Source organism: Pseudomonas sp. P129 (genome assembly GCF_020312195.1).
Lineage (GTDB): Bacteria > Pseudomonadota > Gammaproteobacteria > Pseudomonadales > Pseudomonadaceae > Aquipseudomonas > Aquipseudomonas fragariae.
Genome location: NZ_JAGPYS010000007.1, coordinates 240,148 through 260,591 on the forward strand (window position 1 = coordinate 240,148; position 20,444 = coordinate 260,591).

The 20,444-nt window shown below is 57.8% G+C and carries 17 protein-coding genes; 13 read left to right on the forward strand and 4 right to left on the reverse strand.

Annotation, left to right across the window (positions count from 1 at the left end; translation table 11 throughout):
* Nucleotides 1–35 precede the first annotated feature (35 nt).
* Genes KBY02_RS18075 through KBY02_RS18095 form a run of 5 tightly spaced genes read left to right on the forward strand, consistent with a single transcriptional unit; the run spans nt 36 to nt 5,496 of the window.
* Entirely contained in the window at nt 36–1,577 is a 1,542-nt protein-coding gene (locus tag KBY02_RS18075) for a class I adenylate-forming enzyme family protein (RefSeq protein ID WP_080377086.1), read from the forward strand.
* Between the two features lie 16 nt (nt 1,578–1,593).
* On the forward strand, nt 1,594–2,625 hold the full coding sequence (locus tag KBY02_RS18080) for a class I SAM-dependent methyltransferase (RefSeq protein ID WP_225650665.1): 1,032 nt from the start codon (nt 1,594–1,596) through the stop codon (nt 2,623–2,625).
* On the forward strand, nt 2,618–3,799 hold the full coding sequence (locus KBY02_RS18085) for an acyl-CoA dehydrogenase family protein (RefSeq protein WP_011266329.1): 1,182 nt from the start codon (nt 2,618–2,620) through the stop codon (nt 3,797–3,799). Before KBY02_RS18080 ends, KBY02_RS18085 begins: the two co-directional genes overlap by 8 nt.
* Before the next feature lie 35 nt (nt 3,800–3,834).
* A complete protein-coding gene (locus KBY02_RS18090) occupies nt 3,835–4,221 on the forward strand; it encodes an ectoine synthase (protein ID WP_225650666.1) in 387 nt (128 codons plus the stop codon).
* A gap of 48 nt (nt 4,222–4,269) precedes the next feature.
* On the forward strand, nt 4,270–5,496 hold the full coding sequence (locus tag KBY02_RS18095; protein ID WP_032655443.1) for an MFS transporter: 1,227 nt from the start codon (nt 4,270–4,272) through the stop codon (nt 5,494–5,496).
* Nucleotides 5,497–5,616: 120 nt separating this feature from the next.
* Here KBY02_RS18095 and KBY02_RS18100 read toward each other — a convergent pair whose 3' ends face one another.
* From KBY02_RS18100 to KBY02_RS18115, 4 genes are all read right to left on the reverse strand, one after another.
* On the reverse strand, nt 5,617–6,234 hold the full coding sequence (locus KBY02_RS18100) for a GAD-like domain-containing protein (RefSeq protein ID WP_225650675.1): 618 nt from the start codon (nt 6,232–6,234) through the stop codon (nt 5,617–5,619).
* A gap of 54 nt (nt 6,235–6,288) precedes the next feature.
* Complete coding sequence (locus KBY02_RS18105) at nt 6,289–6,906, reverse strand: GAD-like domain-containing protein (protein ID WP_096135396.1); 618 nt, start codon at nt 6,904–6,906, stop codon at nt 6,289–6,291.
* A 10-nt stretch (nt 6,907–6,916) separates the two neighbouring features.
* Entirely contained in the window at nt 6,917–8,287 is a 1,371-nt protein-coding gene (locus KBY02_RS18110) for a DUF6861 domain-containing protein (RefSeq protein ID WP_032655448.1), read from the reverse strand.
* 159 nt (nt 8,288–8,446) lie between these two features.
* Nucleotides 8,447–11,545 (reverse strand): autotransporter domain-containing protein, encoded by a 3,099-nt coding sequence (locus KBY02_RS18115; protein ID WP_225650667.1) that lies wholly within the window; start codon nt 11,543–11,545, stop codon nt 8,447–8,449.
* 217 nt (nt 11,546–11,762) lie between these two features.
* Here KBY02_RS18115 and KBY02_RS18120 point away from each other — a divergent pair, with 217 nt between their 5' ends.
* The 8 genes from KBY02_RS18120 (at nt 11,763) to KBY02_RS18155 (ending at nt 20,213) form a co-directional block, all read left to right on the forward strand.
* Entirely contained in the window at nt 11,763–12,659 is an 897-nt protein-coding gene (locus KBY02_RS18120; RefSeq protein WP_032655453.1) for a TauD/TfdA dioxygenase family protein, read from the forward strand.
* A gap of 16 nt (nt 12,660–12,675) precedes the next feature.
* Entirely contained in the window at nt 12,676–13,557 is an 882-nt protein-coding gene (locus tag KBY02_RS18125; RefSeq protein ID WP_096104311.1) for an ABC transporter ATP-binding protein, read from the forward strand.
* Between the two features lie 232 nt (nt 13,558–13,789).
* Entirely contained in the window at nt 13,790–14,656 is an 867-nt protein-coding gene (locus tag KBY02_RS18130; protein WP_103754362.1) for an ABC transporter permease, read from the forward strand.
* A 38-nt stretch (nt 14,657–14,694) separates the two neighbouring features.
* Complete coding sequence (locus KBY02_RS18135; protein ID WP_116830728.1) at nt 14,695–15,714, forward strand: ABC transporter substrate-binding protein; 1,020 nt, start codon at nt 14,695–14,697, stop codon at nt 15,712–15,714.
* 614 nt (nt 15,715–16,328) lie between these two features.
* Complete coding sequence (locus KBY02_RS18140; RefSeq protein WP_024641568.1) at nt 16,329–16,562, forward strand: DUF6124 family protein; 234 nt, start codon at nt 16,329–16,331, stop codon at nt 16,560–16,562.
* Between the two features lie 89 nt (nt 16,563–16,651).
* Complete coding sequence (locus KBY02_RS18145; RefSeq protein WP_225650668.1) at nt 16,652–17,650, forward strand: RHS repeat-associated core domain-containing protein; 999 nt, start codon at nt 16,652–16,654, stop codon at nt 17,648–17,650.
* A 112-nt stretch (nt 17,651–17,762) separates the two neighbouring features.
* Nucleotides 17,763–18,851: an RHS repeat-associated core domain-containing protein gene (locus tag KBY02_RS18150; RefSeq protein ID WP_225650669.1), complete on the forward strand. Its 1,089-nt coding sequence runs from the start codon at nt 17,763–17,765 to the stop codon at nt 18,849–18,851.
* A 246-nt stretch (nt 18,852–19,097) separates the two neighbouring features.
* Nucleotides 19,098–20,213, forward strand: a complete 1,116-nt coding sequence (locus tag KBY02_RS18155; protein ID WP_024641565.1) for an RHS repeat-associated core domain-containing protein — start codon at nt 19,098–19,100, stop codon at nt 20,211–20,213.
* The last annotated feature ends 231 nt before the right edge of the window (nt 20,214–20,444 follow it).

Below are 20,444 nucleotides of genomic sequence, written 5' to 3' on the forward strand. Positions count from 1 at the left end.
TGCCAGGGATGTTTCGCTTAAAAGGAAGTTAAACGATGCAGTTGTTTCATCAGGTTATCGCAGATAACGCCCGTAGATATCCGACCAAGCCGGCCATTATTCTAGACGGGCAGGCGACTTCTTATCGGGAATTGCAACAGCGGGTAGATGACATCGCGTCGTTGCTTGCAACGCTCGGTATCCTCCCTGGCGACCGTTTAGGTCTCTACGCGCCGATCTCCATTGACCTGATCGCAAGCTATCTGGGTATGCTGCAAGCCGGAGTGATCACCGCTGCGACTCATCACACCCTCAGCCGTACCAAGCTGATTCATCAACTCAAGCATTCCGGTGCCCGGGTGCTGATCACCGACTGCACTGATGATTTGCCTGACTTGATCAATGAGGCCGGTCTCGAGCTTGTTTTGCTCACTGTCCCGATTCCAACAGCAATACCTGGGGTTATTCAACTTGCCGAGGCTGTCTCGGGGTACCGCGATGAAGTGAGCGCCGTAGCCTCATTATTGACCAATGACCCTGAACGCCCCACATCGATATTTTATACCTCGGGGTCGACCTTCAATCCGAAAGGCGTACTCGTCAATCACCGCATCATGTTGGCGGCCAGCAGTCGGGTCACTGCTTACCTGGGTAACGAAGCCGATGACCGAATCCTCAGCTACTCAACACTGGCATCGGACTACGGCGTCTATAACGTAATGATGCCGTTGTACGCAGGGGCTACCAGTGTCATTGAGAGCCGGCCTGCAGGTAGCGCAGAAGAAGTACTCGCGGTCGTCGAACGCGAGGCGGTGACCGCAATGCATGTCTTTCCTCCGGTATTTTGCCTGCTGGCCAATGCCGGACCCGAGTGGCAGGCACGGGTACCTGGCTTGCGTTATATCTCCAGCAGCGGACAGGCCCTTCATAGCCGTCACATTCAGCGCATTCGCCAGGCGCTGCCTCAGGTGCAGATTTTCTCCAACTACGGACTCACTGAATGCAAGCGCGTGAGCTACCTGCCCCCCGAGGAAATTGATCGCCGGCCAACGTCTGTAGGCAAACCTCTGCCCGGTGTCAGTCTGTACTTGCTGGACGAGCATGACCGGGTGATCGACCAGCCTGGGCAGGTTGGCGAGTTGCTGGTGACAAGCGACTACCTGATGCTTGAGTACTGGGACATGCCTGAAGCGAACGCCAGAGCCTTTGTTCACAATGCTTTCGGTCACTCGCGGCTGTACCGCACGGGCGATCTGTTCAAGCAGGACGCAGAGGGCTATCTCTACTATGTTGCCCGCAAGGACGACGTATTTGCGCGCAATATCTGGAACGTGAACCCACGGGAGATCGAGCAGTGTCTGGCTTCGCACCCGGCGGTTGCCGAGGTGCTGGTGGTGCCGGTCGCTGACGAGTCGGCCGGGCATGTGCCCAAGGCGTGCATCGTGCTTGATAGCGACCACCGTCAGACCAGCGGACAAACGCTGATCGACTATTGCAAGGCGCATCTGGATTGGCACATGGTCCCGACTCAGTGCGTGTTTCTTGAGGCTCTGCCAAAAACCGATTCGGGCAAGTTTTCCGCCAAAGGACTGATCTGATAGAAGGAGCTATGCCATGAAGACGTTACTCCAGCCAAATGTCGACACGCCCCTCGACCGTGACCTGCAACAGAGTGCGATGCTGAAACTTGCAGGACACTTCCACAGTCTGGCAACAGGTGCCACTCAAGTGCCCTTGCAGTCCCTGGACAGTCATCTACGGTGCGAGATCCAGGACCCGCAGGTCCTTGATTACCACGATCGACTCATCTCGGGTGCCGGGCCATTATTTTCCCACTTTCTGGCCAGCGTGCCCTACATCCTTGAGGAACTGGCCAGAGTCGGCGTTGCGCTGGCCCGTTTTGCTCAGCTAAATAGCAGGGAAACAGGCCAAACCTTCAGCCTGTTTGAAGTGGACGCCTTTGACGGAAGTAACGGCCGCGCACTCGCGGGTCATTCGCATGGCTTGATTCAAAGCTTTACGTCCTCTCCGAACGCGGCCAATCAGATTACCTTCAATCGGCATGCCGACCCGGCGTTGTCGTTGTTCTTTGCGCAGTCGGTGTTCAAGGTAACAGGCGCTCTGTTGGCGACCCCCGAATACGATCGCTTCAGGGGGGGATTCGACTTCATCTATGAGATGGCCGCATTCCAGTTCTATACCCGTGACCGCATTGGCCAGATTTCCCACATCAAGCAATTTCTGAAGCCGGGCGGCCTGGTATTTTTTCTGGAGAAGCTCGATCACCCCGATTCGGAAGAATACCTTTTGCGGGAGCGGATCAAGGATGAGCAGTTCAAGACCCGCTACTTCAGTGAAGAAGAGATACGCTGGAAGCGCCAGCAGATGCTCGAATACATGCAAAACGGTCAAGTCACGCTGGAAGCGCTGGTGAGCGCTCTTTGCGCTCGCTTCAAATGTGTGCACCTGCTATGGAGCAGCAGCAACTTCTGTGAGTTCGTTGCCTCGGACGACCCGCAACAGTTAGAACAGTTTCTGGATCTACTGGGCCCGACAGTCCAGCCAGCGGATTTTTGCTTTGAACGTTCGCGTCTTGGCGCCATAGCTCCTTCGCAAAAAGGTGTTGTGGAGTTTGGCGATGCTTGAGCCTGCCGAGCAAGCGTTCCAGCGCAACGTAGTGTCCTTGATGTGTCAGCGGGCGGTCGCGTATCTGCCTTTGTGGCGAGAGCGGGCTGCTGTGGCCGAAACAAATCGCCGGCTGAGCAGTAGCACATTCGACGAACTGTTTACCGAAGGCTGGCTGGATCTGGTGTCGCCACGCGCGCCTGTCACACGTACGGGTCACTGGCCCACTCTGGTAGAAAGCGCACGGATTGCGGCTCGGGCGTGTGCCTCCACAGGCTGGATGCTGGCGTTGGTGGGTGGTCACGGCTCAATCGCCCGGCGACTGCCCCCCGCCTGTGTAGACCAGCTTTACAGCCATGGCCCACGACAGTTGTTCGCTTCAGCATCTACCAGTACCGATAGCCTGCTGTCCTTTGAACCAGAAGGTGTTCGGGTTGACGGGCGCTGGCGCTTCAGTTCGGGCATTGAGGATGCTACCTGGTTAATGCTCAACGCCCCCTGCGCTGACCACCCTGAAGCCGCTTGCACCCCGCGCTTTCTGGTGCTGGTCGCCGCCAACGAAGTGGAGAGGCTTCACAATTGGGACAGCTGCGGTATGGCGGCAACCGGTTCTCACGACGTGCTGCTCCGGCGGTTGTTGGTGCCGCATGACCGCGTCTTCGCGCTGCATGAAGTGTTTGCGCAGGACCCGCTTGCATTGGCGTGCGACTACATCGACAGGTTGCCCCTCGTGCCCTATCTGACCACCTCGATCATTGGCCCGCTACTGGGCTGTGCAGAGGGTGCTCTTGCCGCGTTTGTAGCGGCCTTCAACAGTTCATCGGCGGTAAGTGATCCCCGGATCGCCGAACAGGCTGCCCACTCGGCCGCACAGCTCTACAGCGTCGAGCTGTTGTATGACTCGTTGATCTCCCGGCTGCACGAGGCGGGACTCAGTGACCGGGTTCTGGACGCAGCGCAATTGTTGCAGCTCAAGCGCGACCGCGCCTATCTGGCGCAACAATGCGTACAGGCCGTGCACCGGTTAGTGGAAAGGCTCGGTGCGTCTTCCTTGGTTGCCAGTAACCCGCTTCAGCGTCACTGGCGTGATATCCAGGCGATGGCCGCGCACCGAGACGTGACCTGGAACGAAACGATGCAGGCCTGTGGCGACGCGATTCTGCGGCCTGCCACTGACAACGCTCAAAAGAATTGAGTTTTTTCCCGTCGGCCACCTCAGAGAGGTTTCACATGTTTGTTCGCAACAAAACCGATGTCGAGAACACCCCTTATTTCGTCGAATGGGGCGCCGGAACCAGTCACCGTCTGCTCACTGAACGTGATGCTATGGGCTTTACGCTGTGCCACACCATTGTCCGCGCGGGCACAGAGTCGCTCTTGCATTACCGCAATCACCTTGAGGCGTACTATTGCATTGGAGGTGAAGGCGAAGTCGAGGACATGCAAGGCAACGTATTTCCGATCCGGCCTGGGGATGTGTATGTGCTTGACCAGCACGATCGGCACTTTCTGCGCGGAGGCAAGGAGCAGGACCTGATACTGGTCAGCGTCTTCAATCCGCCTTTGCGTGGGGACGAGCGACATAACCTCAATGACGGTACGGGATCCGCCTACTAATGTTTCTTCTGGCCGCTATGCCACACCGCTTACTGACAGGAGTTCTCCATGCGTAAGGATTACCTCGCTTTTTTTATCTCGCTTTTTCTATCGAGACTGGCGGACCAGATCCTGTTGTTTATCGTGCCGCTGGTGGTATTCCAGACCACCAACAGCGCTTCATGGGCCGGGCTGGCGTTTTTCGTCGAATCGCTGCCGAGGTTTCTCGCGTTTCCGTTGTGCGGTGCCCTCTGCGACAAATACCCGCCAGTCAAAATTCTGCATATCAGCCAGATCTACCGGGCATCGCTGTGCGTGCTGGCGATGGTGCTCTACGCCATCTTTGGCGGTATCGGATGGCTGGTGGTGTTATCGGCACTGTGCGGGGTGCTGACCACGCAAGGCATCATGGCGCGCGAAGTGCTCATGCCGTATATCTTTCAGCACTACAGCTACACCAGAACGCTGTCCTATTCCCAGATCGCCGACCAGTCAGGGCTGGTTCTCGGGCCCTTGGTCGCGGCACTGATGCTTGAAGTGTGGGCCTGGCACTGGGTGGTGCTGTTGACCGCCGGCCTTTTTCTGCTGGCAGACCTGAGCATGCTCGCGTGGCAACGTCTCAGCCGTATCACGCTTGAGGTGTTCGAGCAGCATCAGGACATCTGGCTGCAGCCATTGCGGATTGCCTTCGGGCACATCCGCAGCCTCGCGGAATTGAAAAAGATCATCACGCTGGCGGTAGGCGTCAACCTGATCGTCGGTGTCACGCTGGCGACCTCGGCAGCCATGGTGATCGGTGAGTACAGCGCCGGCAAAGACAGCTATGCCGGGCTGCAGGCGGCGGGCGCGGTGACGACCATCGTTATCCTGTTCTTCCTGGCCCGCGTGGCTCTGCCTATGCGCGTGCTGGGTGGCGTCGGCTTTTCGATGATCGCGACCGGGGCATTCATCAGCGCCCTGAGCCCGAACCTGATTGGCTATGCGTTGGGGTTCCTGTTGATCGTCGGTTTCGACAAGATGTTCAACGTCTACATGCGCACCCTCCGGCAGCGGGTGATACCGCCTCAGGACTTCGGCAAGACGGTGGGCGTGATCACGTTGCTCAACAACCTGTCGCAGCCTCTGGCGGGTTTGCTGGTGGCGCTGCTCGCAGCGCCCCTGGGCATTCGCCAGGTCATCCTGATGCTGGCCGTGCTGACGAGCGTTATCGGAGCGGGTGCCCTGTGGTGGTTTGCAAAGGCACGCAGCCCTTTCCCGACCCCGATTGTTGAGGCTGATCGGGAGGCCGGGAAATGAAAAGGGAGCTGAATCCGTTTCGCTGAATCTGGATGAAGTCAGGACTTTTGAGGAAAGGCATTGTGCTTGTCCACGATGCAATGCCAAGAGCGCCGTGAAGAATTGATTTCATTGCTGTATTCAAAGATCGGGAAATCCCCAATCCTGAAGTGGGGAGAGCTGAGACAGAAAAGTTAGATGCTCGATGGTTTTTACTTTTTGTAGATTTTTAAGTTCCATCGGACCGCCGAGTGCCAGGGCTGGGACGAAGCCGTACATCTCGTCACTTTTGAGTGGGCCAAGTTTTTCTAGAGCCGGTTTAAATAGATCGGATAGGTCATTGTAGATAGGATTTAATGAGGAGAAAAACACTTTTGCGCCCAATTCTAATTTTTCTCCAGTAAATTGGTTGGCAAAAGCATGGTAGCGTCCAGCGTAGCTGGAAATGTTAAGGCAGTGCCCTCCCTTTTTACCCCATACATAAAGTACGCCAAAAGCTCCGCGTGCAATGACGTGGTATTCTTCAGTCGGATCAAGTTCTGTGTTGGGGGTCCAATTACTAAGTATGGATTCATAATCTTGAGGGTTTACCGTCCAGAAAAGTCCCTCCGCATACCCGCTCCAGCCGTGATCAGCCCAGTAATCAAGTAGCTGATCAGGGAGTCTGTGTTTATACTTGGCAATGCTTGATGCGGGTACTTCACGGCGTTCCATCGCCTGGCCGAACTTTTGGAGAAAAAAAGCATAGTGCTCGTCCATCATGCAGTCCGAGCTAGCATTATTACAAAGAAAGCCAATTTCTGGTTCCCGAATTTAGACATCAGGAAAGCCCCAATCCTGAAGTGGAGAGAGCTGGGATAGGAGTGTTAAGTGTTCGATGGTTTTTACTTTTTGCAGATTTTTTAATTCCACTGGTCCGCCGAGCGCCAATGCGGGTACGAATCCATACATTTCGTCCGCTTCGAGCGGGCCAAGACTTTTTAGCGCGGGCTTGAAAAGGCTGTTGAAGTCATTATACTCAAGCTGCATTGATGAGAAAAATACTTTAATTCCAAAGTCCAGATTTTCGCCAGCAAATATTGAGCTGTTGGTAGAGTATCGTGACATATAGCTAGTTATGGATAAGCTGTCTGCGCTTTTTTCTCCCCAAAGATACAGCTCTCCAAACGCGCTGCGAGCGATTACATAATAGTTATCACCTTTGAAAGCTTCTGTACCTGCAAGCCAAGTGTTGAGTAGGCTCTCGTAATCCTGCGGATTCACAGTCCAAAATAAGCCTTCGGCGTATCCACACCAGCCAAAATCTTCCCAATACTTTAATAGCTGCTCAGGTAGTTTGTTCTTATATCGTTCAATGCTCGAGTTTGGAACCACTTGGTGCTCAATTGCTGAGCCAAATTTCTTTAGGAAAAAAGCATAATCTTCGTCCATCACTTGCCTCCTATTTGCATCTTTTGAGTTTGGCGTTGATTTTTGTCGTGCTGCGCGACGCTTCAGGGATTAAGTTGGCTGCGTTATCCAGCCCCCTGATGCGACTTGGCCACTGCGGCCCTATACTTGAGTTAATACGTCGATCGCCGAGATCGTTGATGATGTCCTTTCCTCCTGCGATCATGTCTGGATTATGCAAAGCGGACAGTGTCTTCATTTTTTCTGCTACTTCTTTTTTTGCGGTTGCGTCAGCGATCTCTGGGCTCATACCGCCTAATCTTAGCTCGCGCACAATGCTCAACTCCATTTTGCGACTGAGTAATTTACGCGCATCCGCTGCTACTATCGGATCCCTCAAGGCTTCCCCGTTCTTAAACGCCTCCCGCCCCTTCAAATACTCTTCCACCGTCAAATCATTCAACCCCTTCTCTTGGCCCGCCAGTTGACGATCAAACTCAGGGATCCGGTCGAGGTGCTTATCGCTCACGTTAAAGCATGGCACCTTGTGCTCAGGCATGCCCGACGCTCTTTTCGGCTCGGGCTCGTCCGCACGTCGATTGGGCGGCGGAGGCGGCGGTGGCGGTTCCTGTTTGTCCAGTGCACTTTTACGAGGGCCGGCATGTTGCAGGTCGGGGTGTCTTGTCAGGGCGTCTTCGTGCTGGAGCATCCATTGGCCGAGCTTCGCACCTTTTTTGCTGGCTTGCATTTCATTGGCAAGTACGCTTGCGTTGCCTCGGCCGCGCGTCAGGTAGGCGACGATGGCGCCTAGTAGCAGTACCACCACTTCTTCGTGGCCTTGGGCGATGTGATATGCGGCGCGGTCTACAACCTGCGGATCGTCGCCGCCGAAGGGGTTGAGGCCAGGCTCGCCACGGGTGCCTTCCCAAGCGACTGTGATGCCACGTACGTAGTGGTCGACAAGCCGCGGGAGGCCGTCGACGAAGAATTCGGCAATGGACGCCAGGCCGAGAATGCCCAGGATCCAGGTGCTGAGCTCCAGGCCGATTGCGGCACCCGCCATGCCCATGGGCACCGCGCCTGCACCAAAGAAAAAGCTGCCGACTCCCGCACCTATCGCGCCCCCTGTGAGCGTGCTGCCCGCGACGATCATGGCCATTTGGGTGACCACGTCTATCAGGTCGTTGATGATGCTGGCGATGTCGATATCCAGGAAACGCCGCCCAAGCCGGCGGGCCGCTTCCAGTTCGGCGCGGTTGAACGCGCTTCTGATGTTACCGACGCGTCGGAGGTTGAGCTGTAGTGTTGAAACCGGCTCATTGTTGAGTCTGCGCTGGAAGCTGGCTCCAGGCTGGTAGCCCATGCTTCGGCTGATGCGTCGTTCTATATCGAGCCACGACGGCACAATGCTCGATAGCTGCATTGGGTGTCTCCCTGACTGCCCCGGTTGGTAGTTGCACCATAGAGAAGGCCGATAATGAAGTCAAAGTAGCCCGGGATTTTCTGATGGGTCCTACATGCCGAGTCTAGAAATCCTGCAGGCTGCTCTCCGTCCCTACAGAGAGCAGCCGCCGCTTCAGCCTTAAAACGCCAATGTCACCCGGGCATTCAGCGACTGATCCGATGCGTCGTTGCTCACCTGACCGTCGTAGCTCAGGCCCACGCTCAAGGTGTCGCTCAACCCCAGGTCGACACCTGCGCCGAGCACGGCTGCGCTGCGGGCGATGGGGGCGCCGGAGAGTTCGAAGGTGCTGCCGCCGCTGAAGGCCGAGCGGCTTTCCGGGGTGACGTCACCGTAGGCGCGACGCCAGCCCAGTGTGGCGTTGGGTTTGATCACGACGCTGCCAGCGCTCAGGCGGGTCGCTGCACGCAGGCCCAGGGTGCTGAAGGTGATGTGGTTGTCCTGGGACTTGTTCTGCAGGCTGATGGCGTTGCTGTTCTCGTCGAAGGCGTCGGTGTCCAGGCGCACATGCGCTAGGTTGGCGAAGGGTTCGAGCTGTGCGTTGCCCATTTCCAGGGTGTAGCCCAGTTCGCCGAAGACCTGATTGGTCGCTGCCTTGTAGTCTTCCTTGAAGTGTTCGGACGAGCCCGGCAGGTCCAGCGTGCGCTTGGCGGTCAGCTCATGCCAGGTGCGCACCGCGCCGAGGCGCAGGCCCAGTTGGCCCCATTTCGCGCCGCCGTAGACACCCAGGTGGTAGTTGTCGCTGTCGGTCGAGCCGGACGCGTGGCGCAGGTCGAAGCTGCTGTTGCTGAAGCCGGCCAATGCACCCACACGCCAGGTGTCGTCGAGCGGTACGTCGGCGCCGAACAGCAGGCCGCTGGTACGGGTTTCGAGGCCCGAGGCGTCACGGCTGCTGTCGGTCTGACCGGTCGCGCCGATGGCCTGGGTCCACACCACACCGCGCGAGGCATCACCGGCCAGGGTTTGCGTGGTGCTGCCGAATGCCTGTGTGGATTGCGCTTGTTGCATGCGAGCATTCATGGCATTGCGCACGAGTCGGCTGTCTTCGATCAATGCAGATTGGGTCGATGCATGCAGTTCGTTGGACAGCGCGCTGAACGTGGCCTGCGCCGTCGAGGCGTCGTCCTGTACCACCTGACGCCACAGCGCGTTGCCTGCGCCCGCGCTGTCCAGACCCTGTGCGACCGCCTTGGCGTTGCGCGTGGTCGCCAGGCTGGCGAAGGTTTGTGCGTTGCGATCCAGCGTCAGCCCGACATCGGTGGCGGTGTAGTTCAGCGTCGGGGTAAGGAACGCGAAGTTGGTTTGCACGGCGGCAAATGCACCGCTGACGCCACCGGCTGCGGAGAGGATCGAGTAACGGCTGGCGGCCAGCCAGTTACCGCCTTCGACCAGCGACAGCGTGCTGTTATTGATCGTCGCGCGACCGCTGGCGACGATGCGGTCGGCTTTGCCACTGGCGTCCGACTCGACCTGATAGACCGAACCCTGAGCCAGGTTGACGTCACCGTTGACGTTCAGTTGCCCGACCGAATTACCCGGCGCGACCACGCCGCCCTGAGCGACGTTGATGCCGCCCACGGTGCCGTTGCCACCCAGCGTTGCGCCTTGCTGCACGCTGACGATGGAGTTGCCGAGGCTACCATTCACTGCCAGGCGACCGGCCTGCACGGTCGTCGCGCCGGACAGGCTGCTGTTGCCGGTCAGGTTCAGTGAGCCGACACCGCGTTTGATCAGCGCACCGTTGCCGGTCAGGGTGTTGGCGAGGGTGTCGTTGGTGGACTGATCGACCACCAGCGTTGCGTTGTCGGTGATCGTGCCGCTGCCGAAGGCCTGGGCATGACCGGTCAGGGTGCCGCCGTTGATCAGCGTGCCGCCCGAGTAGGTGTTGTTGCCGGTCAGGATCAGGTTGCCCGTACCGTTCTTGATCAGCGCACCGCTGCCGCTGATGTCGTTGCGCCAGGCGTCGATGGCGTTATAGCCGCCCAGGCTGGCGTTCATGTTGACGGTGACGTTGGAATTGAACGCGCCGTAGCCATCGCCTGCGGCATACAGGTTCAGGCGACCGTAGCCACCTGACTGATCGATCACTGCATAGCCCGATGACAGTTCAGTGGTCGCCAGAATCTCGCGACGCTGGCTGGCGTCGAGGTACGGGAAGCGTGTTTCCAGCAGCACTTCCGCGTTGGTCGGCACGACCGGGGCCAGGTTGGTCGGGCCGACCGGGTCGAAGCCGTAGGTCATGCGCGCGGTGTACAGCGCCTTGTCCTGCGCGTGCTGGGACGTGCGGTCGGTGGCCGGGTCGATGGCCGTCATGCAATTGTTGACGTTGCCGCCGCACTGAGCAGTGAAATACGCCAGCGCCTGTGCGCGAGCATCGGCGCGCAGTTGGGCGTTGGCCGGGTTGGACAGGTTGTCGATGGCGAAATAGGTCGCGGTGATTCGCCCGCCCATCACGTCGAAGGGCGAGTGCATGCCCGCTTCGATGCGGTTGTCGCCGATCTCCGAAGCACGCAGCATCAACTCGCTGAACCGCTCGGGGATCGCGTAGGCCAAGGCGTAGGCTGACAGGTAAGCGGCGTTGGTGTGACCGCTGGGGAAGCCCGAGTCACTGGCCGGCGTGGTGCTTTCGGCCGGGCGCAGGGAGGGCGCGACGACGAATGCGAGGCTCTGTCCGTCGAGGCTCTGCCGCCATGGTCGTGGGTACAGATAGTGGGACTTGGCCGGAGTCGTGGAGGCATCGTTGCGCACCGCGCCGACCAGATCGACCACCTTGCCCAGCGCCGAAGACGAACTGCCTGCACCATTGCCCTTGTCGTCGTACCTGACGGTTTTGTTGCTGTCGTCGAATTGCGTAATCGTCGTGAACGCGCCCGCGCCGGCTTTGTAGGCATCGCTCAGTGAGCCCAGGCCGCTGATGGCGCTGTAGCTCTGGTCGCGGCGGTCATCGAAGTAGGCAGCGGTTTCCTGCGCCAGCGTGCGCGAGTTGGCGCGGTCGACCACGATCTGCAGGTTGCGCCGAAGCAGGCTCTGACCCAGGGCGGTGGGCGTGCCGGTGTCCCAGGTTGCACCGGTTGTCCACAGGGTGTTGAACCCGGAGAGCAGGTCCACACCGTTTATACGATTGTCATTGGCACGGCTCGCTGCCTGAACCGAGACGGCAAGCAGCGACAGTATCAATGACGACACCATTACATGGGCAACCGGTTTATTGGATCGCATAGCGGGCGCTTCACTCAGGTCGAATAAGGCGCCGACCCTAGCAAGGCGGTCTTACACTTGGATGTATCTGCTGTGACACATTTATGCTGGCTGACGTTACACAGCGAGGCAGTGAAAACTTCAGCACTATCGATATTCTTTAACGGTATTTAAATTCTCTTTCTTATATCTATAGAGTTTCTTCTTTCAGTCACACAGTCCTGGAGTCGGAGTTCTCATGCCAGCAGCCTCCCTCGCTTCATCGTCCGCTCAACCTGCTTCGCAAGCGTTCGAAGTGCGTCCATTCACTGAAAAGGTGGGCGCGGAAATTGTTGGGCTGGATCTGTCCAGGCCGTTGAACGATGCCGACTTCGCTCGTGTGCATCAGGCACATCTGGACCATCATGTGGTGGTGTTTCGCGATCAGCAGATCACGCCGCAACAGCAGATCGATTTCAGCCGGCGCTTCGGGGTGCTGCAGATCCATGTGCTCAAGCAGTTTCTGTTGGCCAACCACCCGGAAATCCTGATCGTCTCCAACATTGTCGAGAACGATAAGCCTGTGGGCCTGGGCGATGCCGGTAAATACTGGCATTCGGACCTGTCATACAAAGAGTTGCCGAGCCTGGGCTCGATGCTTTACGCCCAGGAGTTGCCGAGTGAAGGCGGCGATACGCTGTTTGCAGACATGCACCTGGCATGGGAAACGTTGCCGCAACACCTGCGCGATGCCGTCGAGGGGCGTTCAGCGGTGCACAGTTACACCGCACGCTACGCCGAGGGCCATAACGCCGCCAACTGGCGTCCGACCCTGACCGCCGAGCAACTGGCGCAGGTAGTTGAAGTCAGCCATCCGATCGTTCGCACTCACCCTGAAAACGGGCGCAAGGCGCTGTTCGTCAGCGAGGGTTTTACTACACGCATCCTCGGTCTGCCGGAAGACGAGAGCCGTCAGATTCTCAACGAGATTTACGCCCACAGCGTGAAGCCCGAGCACATCTATCGGCACCAGTGGCAGGCCAACGACATGGTGTTCTGGGACAACCGCTCCCTGATCCATCTGGCTGCCGGCTGCCCGGCGCATCTGCGCCGCAAACTGCATCGCACGACCATTCAAGGCACCGCGCCATTTTGATCCAGGAGAGCCGTTCATGAATGCTGTCGCGCAAGGCCACACGGCCAGCACCAGCACCCAAGCGCAGTCGGCTGCACAGCCCACTGCTGAAGCCTTGCTGCAAGTTCGCGGCGTCAGCCTCGAATACCGCACGCCAGAACGCGTTGTGCGGGCGACGCATCAGGTCAGTTTCGAAGTCGATCCGGCCGATCGTTTCGTGCTGCTCGGCCCGTCCGGTTGCGGCAAGTCGACCCTGCTCAAGGCGGTGGCCGGTTTCATCGAGCCCAGTGAGGGCGAGATTCGTCTGGCGGGGCATCAGGTCACCGAGCCTGGCCCGGACCGCATCGTGGTGTTTCAGGAATTCGACCAGCTGCCGCCGTGGAAAACCGTGATCGAGAACGTCATGTTTCCGCTGCTGGCATCACGCACGCTGAAGCGCCCCGAAGCGCTGGAGCGCGCGCGTTACTACCTGGAAAAGGTCGGCCTCAGTGCGTTTGCCGATGCCTACCCGCACACCTTGTCCGGTGGCATGAAAGCCCGCGTGGCGATTGCCCGGGCTCTGGCCATGCAGCCGAAAATCCTGCTGATGGACGAACCCTTTGCCGCGCTGGATGCACTGACCCGACGCAAGATGCAGGAAGAGCTGCTGGAGCTGTGGGATGAGGTGCGCTTTACGCTGCTGTTCGTCACGCACTCCATCGAAGAAGCGCTGGTGGTTGGCAATCGCATCCTGCTGCTGTCGCCGCATCCGGGCCGTGTAAGGGCGGAAATCAACAGCCATCAATACGACCTGAAAAGCCTCGGCGGTGTCGGTTTTCAGCAAACCGCGCAGCGTATTCATCGGTTGTTGTTCGATGAGGGCGAGGCCGGGCCGGTGGAGCAGGATCTGAATTTTCAGGACATCCGGATCGCTTATTGACTGGCCGCACTGGTACAGGTTTTTGATTCTGGCCGAAGGCCGTAGGAGCGAACTCGTTCGCGAAGACGGTAGTTCAGACAATGCATCTTCTGAGAATGTAACGGCCCATTCGCGAACAAACTCGCTCCACGCCCTGCGAGCAGAATCAAAGGCTAAATAATGAATGCTGTGCGTATTAACGCTTCCCAGAGCGTTCTGTATACGCTTTTTACGACTACCGAGAACCCGAATCATGAGCCTCGCACCTCCCGCTCGCGAAGAATATGAAATCACGCTGGAGCCTTTCACTCAGGAAGACCTGACCCGCGACCTGCCCCTGGCACAGCGCATCTGGCAACTGGGCTGGGTGCGCAAATGCGTCATCATGATCGCCCTGGCGGTGATCTGGGAACTGGCCGCACGTCTGCAGAACAACGACCTGCTGTTGCCGAGCTTTCTGCAAACGGCGGCCGCCTTTTATGACGGGCTGATTTCCGGTGAGTTGCCGGGCAAGGTCTGGATCTCCCTGACCGTGCTGATTCAGGGCTACCTGATCGGCATCGTGCTGGCGTTCGCCCTGACCACCCTGGCAGTGTCCACCCAACTGGGCCGCGACCTGCTCAGCACGCTGACTGCGATGTTCAACCCGCTACCGGCCATTGCCCTGCTACCGCTGGCGCTGCTGTGGTTCGGGCTGGGTCAGAACAGCCTGATCTTCGTGCTGGTGCATTCGGTGCTGTGGGCACTGGCGCTCAATACTTACGCGGGCTTTCTGGGTGTCTCGGAAACCCAGCGCATGGCCGGGCGCAACTATGGTCTCAAAGGCCTGCGCTTTGTCTGGCACATCCTGATCCCCGCTGCGCTGCCATCGATTCTCGCCGGTCTGAAGATCGGCTGGGCCTTTGCCTGGCGCACGCTGATCGCCGCCGAACTGGTGTTTGGCGCGTCCTCCGGCAAGGGCGGTCTGGGCTGGTACATCTTCCAGAACCGTAACGAGCTGTATACCGACAAGGTCTTCGCAGGCCTGGCAGCGGTGATCCTCATCGGCCTGCTGGTCGAGAACCTGCTGTTCGCCAACATCGAACGCCTGACCGTCAAGCGCTGGGGCATGCAGCGTTGAAACGCCGTCTTTTTTTGAATAATCAGGGTGAGAACCACATGAAAACTGCATTTCAACGCCCGGCACTGAGTGTGTTGGCGGCGACGCTTGGCTTGTTTGGCGCGCTGCTCAGCGGCGGTGCCCAGGCTGAAGGCAAGATCAGCATCGCTCAGCAATTCGGCATTGGCTACCTGATCCTCGACGTGGTGCGCGATCAGAAACTGATCGAGAAACACGGCAAGGAGCAGGGCCTCGACATCAAGGTCGACTGGAACAGCATCTCCGGTGCCACGGCGATGAACGAAGCGTTGCTGGCCGGCGCACTGGATGTGGTGTCGGCAGGCGTGCCGCCGATGCTGACCGTCTGGGACCGCACCAAGGGCAAGCAGAACGTCAAGGCGATTGCCTCGCTGGGTTCGATGCCCAACTACCTGCTGACCAACAACCCCAACGTCAAGACCCTCAAGGACTTCACCGACAAGGACCGCATCGCCGTACCGGCTGCGGGCGTGGGCTTCCAGTCGCGCACGTTGCAGATCGAGACCGCCAAGCTGTTCGGTAACGACAACTACAAGAAATTCGACAACATCTCGGTCAGCCTCGCGCACCCGGATGCGACTTCCGCGCTGATTGCCGGTGGCTCGGAAATCAACTCGCACTTCTCCAGCCCGCCGTTCCAGTACCAGGAACTGGAGAGCGCCAACGTGCATAAGGTGCTCAGTTCCTATGACGTGCTGGGCGGCCAGGCGACGTTCAACGTGCTCTACACCACCGAGAAATTTCACGACGAAAACCCCAAGACCTACAAGGCGTTCTACGATGCGCTGGCCGAAGCCGAGAAGATCATCAAGGCCGACAAGCCCGCTGCCGCGCAGACCTACATCCGCGTCGAGCAATCGAAGCTACCGTTGCCACTGGTAGAGAAAATCGTCGCCGACCCGGAAATCGACTTCACCGTCACGCCGCAGCGCACCTTCATCTACGCCGAGAAACTGCATGAACTGGGTGTGTTGAAAAACAAGGCGGCGAGCTGGAAGGATTTCTTCTTCGAAGAAGCGCACGGCACCGAGGGCAGTTGATCGGCGCGGTTTGCGGATGACGCGGAGCGTCACGAACGGCATTCCCACGCAGAGCGTGAGGAACGATAAGTGATCTCGGGAACGCCATCGTACCCATGCTCCGCGTGGGTATGGATTTCCGGACGCTCTGCGTCCTCCTGAATGTATGACGCGGAGCGTCATGAAGAGCATTCCCACGCAGAGCGTGAGGAACGATAAGTGATCTCCCGGGCGCCTATCGTTCCTCACGCTCCAGCGTGGGAATGCCGTTCTGGACGCTCTGCGTCCTCTTCTGAAAGATTCAGGTTACTTCCGCTCACGAAAAACCTGTCCTGCAGGACCTTTCTTTCAGTCTTTTCTCTTTCCTGCGTATGACCTTTCCTAGAAAATCCCGGGCCCTTGTGCCTGCCAACTCTGCACTCTAGGCTGCGTCGGTCGCTGATTTTCAGCGATCGGGTTTAGCAGCCTGTCCAGAGACACGCAGCGCAATTACCGTTTTATGGCGGCTTTGCGTGGGGCACTTTCGAGTGCGCCGGGTCTGTGTTCTCTACCGGTCTGCTAACCCGCGTCAAAGTCGCCACCCTTGTTTGTTTAGCAGCGAACATCTGATGGCCCCACTTGCAGAGGCACACATGATGATCAACTCAACCCCGTCCCCGCCGCTCCCCAACTCTCTGGAAGACTCTCTGATACAGGTCAGCGACATACTGCGCTGTGCCTCTGCCACCGCGTATGAAACCGGTGACAACCTCGATGGCCTGAAACGCGATCTGGCATTCTCGGTGGTGCATCTGATCAATATGGCCAAGGCCGAGCTGGAGCGCTCGCTGGAATGTGTTCAGAACCCTGACAGCCCTGATGAAACCTAGCAGTTCTACGAGTAGCCGCTAAGGTTCAGTTAACGCATTGTGTGCTTGAAGAGGCCTGCCTCGCTGAAAGACCACTCCGGTTACTCGTCATGCGCCAGCAAACCACTCCATGCCGCTACCGCTACGACGCGCTGGACCGGCTCGCGACTCGCACGCCTGTGGGAGGGTCCATTGCCCGTTCGTTCTATCAGTCCGACACGCTGGCCAGCGAGATTCAGGATGCAGAACACCTTCGCTTCCTGCATCACGATCGCCAGTTGCTCGCTACGCAGTCAGCGCTCGCCACGTTGTTGATCGGCTCGGACCAACAGCACAGCGTGCTCCACACCGTATCGGCCGGCTTGCCTGCCGCTATCGCCTACACCCCCTATGGGCATCGGCAAGCGCTGAACCCGCTGCCAGGCTTCAACGGTGAGCGACCTGACCCGTTGACCGGTCATTATCTGTTGGGCAATGGTTATCGCGCCTACAACCCCGTTCTGATGCGCTTCAACAGCCCTGACAGCCTGAGTCCGTTTGGCAACGGCGGAGTCAATGCGTATGGCTATTGTGCGGGTGACCCGGTCAATCGATCCGATCCTACGGGACATGGACTCATTGATGATGTGCAGACGTACATCTACCTTGGCACAGCCCTTGTTACCGGCGTTTTTGGCCTTCTGACGGCTCGTTCGTCTATAAAGGCTGTGATAAAGGGAGTGAAGCTAGATCCCGAAGCAAACGCTGTCGATAATGCCCTCTCCCAGACTTCCGCGCTCAGAAGACCGGCGACCACGGTGGAAAAAGTCTCGGCAGCCATTGGTGTCGGAGCGCTGATTGCCAGTGCGACATGGACCGCCTCTTATATTGCAGGTAAGTTCGAGCGTGATTCACTGGCAGCTCGTACGCTGAGAAGCGTTGCTATAGTTGTTGTTGTCCCTGTCCTCGGGTTTCGTGGCTGGACGTATTATCGTTCCAGACCCTCAGCGCGAGCTGCAAAAAAAGCTTCGATGTCTAAGCAGAGCTCCTTAACTGGGTCTAATCGCATTCGATCCTCACGTTCAAGTATTCGAAGTGATGATCCAGAGATTCAAAACACTCATCTTTGAACATCCTCTTCGTTCTCTGCATAAACCCGGTCGCTGACATTTTTACCAGTAGACCTGCATCACGACTCGGGTCACGCTGAAGCTCTGACTTCGTCATCATCAGGGAACGATAATGGCCATTCTGTGCAGGTACACCTACGACCCGCTGGACCGTGTGTCCACATTGACGCCGTTGGCTCAGGCCGTCTTCAACCGGTTCTACAACGGCGAACAACTGATGACCGAGTTGCAGGGCGGCAGGCAAAGAACCTGTGTCCGCGCAGGCGGCCAGCTGCTGGCGCAGCAGAGTCGCGAGGGTGATGAAGTGATGACGACGATGCTCTCCGGTGACCAGCAAAACAGCGTTCTGCACGCGAGCGGTGCCATGCAGCAAGCAGATATTGCCTATTCGCCTTACGGTCATCGTGATGCTGTCCGGCCTGTCGCGGAGCTACCCGGTTTCAACGGCGAGCAGCCTGACCCGCTGACCGGCCATTACCTTCTCGGCAACGGTTATCGCGCCTACAACCCGGTTTTGATGCGCTTCAACAGTCCGGACAGCATGAGCCCGTTTGGCAAGGGTGGGGTGAATGCGTATGCCTATTGTGTGGGGGATCCGGTTAATCGCACAGACCCTACAGGGCATGAGTCCTGGGAATTTTATGCAAGCTTGGCCATGGCTGTGGTGGGTGTTGCATTAGGCATTTATGCCTTTCCTAGAGTACGGAACGTTAAAGTGGTTGGGCCGACTATGCTTGCCGGATTTGGTGCTTCTTCCGCGACTACAGCATCTGCGCTTATGAATTATTACGATGTAGAGGGTGGCTCGGAACTGGGTTGGGCGGCTGTTGGTCTGGGTGCCTTGTCATTGGCCGGTGGTGCAATGTCCGCAAAATCCGCCTTTACTCGTGGCCGGGCTCGCGGCCCGACAAATAGCTCCGCGAGAGAGCTTCCAGATCACCACTCTGCGCCATCCGCTGCATCCACCGACAGGCCCCCAACTTACGACCAAGCGATGGAGCGTCCCAACGCGCCACCGCCCGTCTATGTCGAAGCGCCACCGCCCACCTATGCCGAGGCGATAGAGCTAGCTGAATTTCCTTCTCGGCCTGGTAATTCCTCGGTGCGGAGCAATTCGGCCTCACCTGCATTACCCGGTATTTCAATTGATGTTGCGCGTATCCGTGGGAGTGCCGGGTCGGTGCGCGAAACGGCAGTTTAATCTAAACCAGATTCCATTTCGTCAGGGACCTTCAGGGTAGATGTGTCTTCTGGAATTTTATCGCGCCTACAAACCCCTTTTGATGCGGTTCAACGGCGCCGAGAGCCTGAGTCCGTTTGGCCTGAAATCAGCATTGCGTCTCTCCACGCTCTACATGAACCTGGTCGCTGACATTTCTGCCAGTAGACCTGCATCACGACTCGGGTCACGCTGAAGCTCTGACTTCGTCATCATCAAGGAACGATAATGGCCATTCTGTGCAGGTACACCTACGACCCGCTGGACCGTGTGTCCACATTGACCCCGTTAGCTCAGGCCGTCTTCAACCGGTTCTACAACGGCGAACAACTGATGACCGAGTTGCAGGGCGGCAGGCAAAGAACCTGTGTCCGCGCAGGCGGCCAGCTGCTGGCGCAACAGCTTCGGGAGGGCGATGAGGTCGTGACGACGATGATCGCCGGCGACCGTAACAATAGCGTTCTGCACGCGAGCGAAGCCGGGCAACAATCTGACGTTGTCTATACGCCATTCGGGCATCATCAAGCCGTGCAGGCTAGTGCAGAGCTACCCGGTTTCAACGGCGAGCAGCCTGACCCGCTGACCGGCCATTACCTGCTCGGCAATGGCTATCGCGCCTACAACCCGGTTTTGATGCGCTTCAACAGTCCTGACAGCATGAGCCCGTTTGGCAAGGGCGGGTTGAATGCGTATGCGTATTGTGTGGGTGATCCGGTCAATCGGGTTGATCCGACGGGGCATTTCTCGGCGTTGGCTGCTTTGATATCAGGCATTGTACTTAGTGCTGCCGGAGCGGGCGCAATAGCGACGGCTGCCGGGCTCAAGGATTCGGACAGTACGCTCGGTACCACGCTCACCGTCGTCGGGAGCATCTCTTTGATGGCCGGCTTGGGGGCATTTGCTACGACGGGTTTCAAGTTAAAACAGACGAGCGTCAAGTTAAAACAAATGAGAGCCAAGATTAAAACAGGCAAGAGGGAGGCGAGTGATTTGGCGTCCGCTAGAAAACAATCGAGCGCTCGCCATGCTGAGGCATTGACTCGCCAGGCTGATGAATTGACTCGCCATGCTGATGAATTGAAGGGCCCCCCCGCATCTTCTGACAGTGCACTTACGTTTCGATTAGAGCTTATGGAGGCCGACGTCATGAAGAACGGTCCTTACGATTACTATTCTTCCAGCTTTCTTGACCCGGTTATGCTCAATAAAATACGAGATAAAGATGCGAAACGCGTTGTAGTACTTGATTCGACTAGTAGGCCCCCTGGTTTACTGACTTTGACGCGTATCGATGATGGTCAGACGCTTCGCACTAAAGCACACGCGATCAGGGAGATAACGTGAGTGGCATTGAAATTACCGGGAGGGATCAATATGCATCGCTGTTGCGGGACTAAAGAGGTCAGTCTCATCTAACTATAAAAGCAGACTCCGCTCATGTCTGTTGTCACGGCCCGCACGGTAAACGAAGGCTTGGGCTAGCCGGGGTTTCAAGTATGTATCATGTGCCTGTCAGTCATTCTTTCAGAACGGTCCACTCTCGTAGCATGTCCTGTTCTCTATAGTCAGCTGACA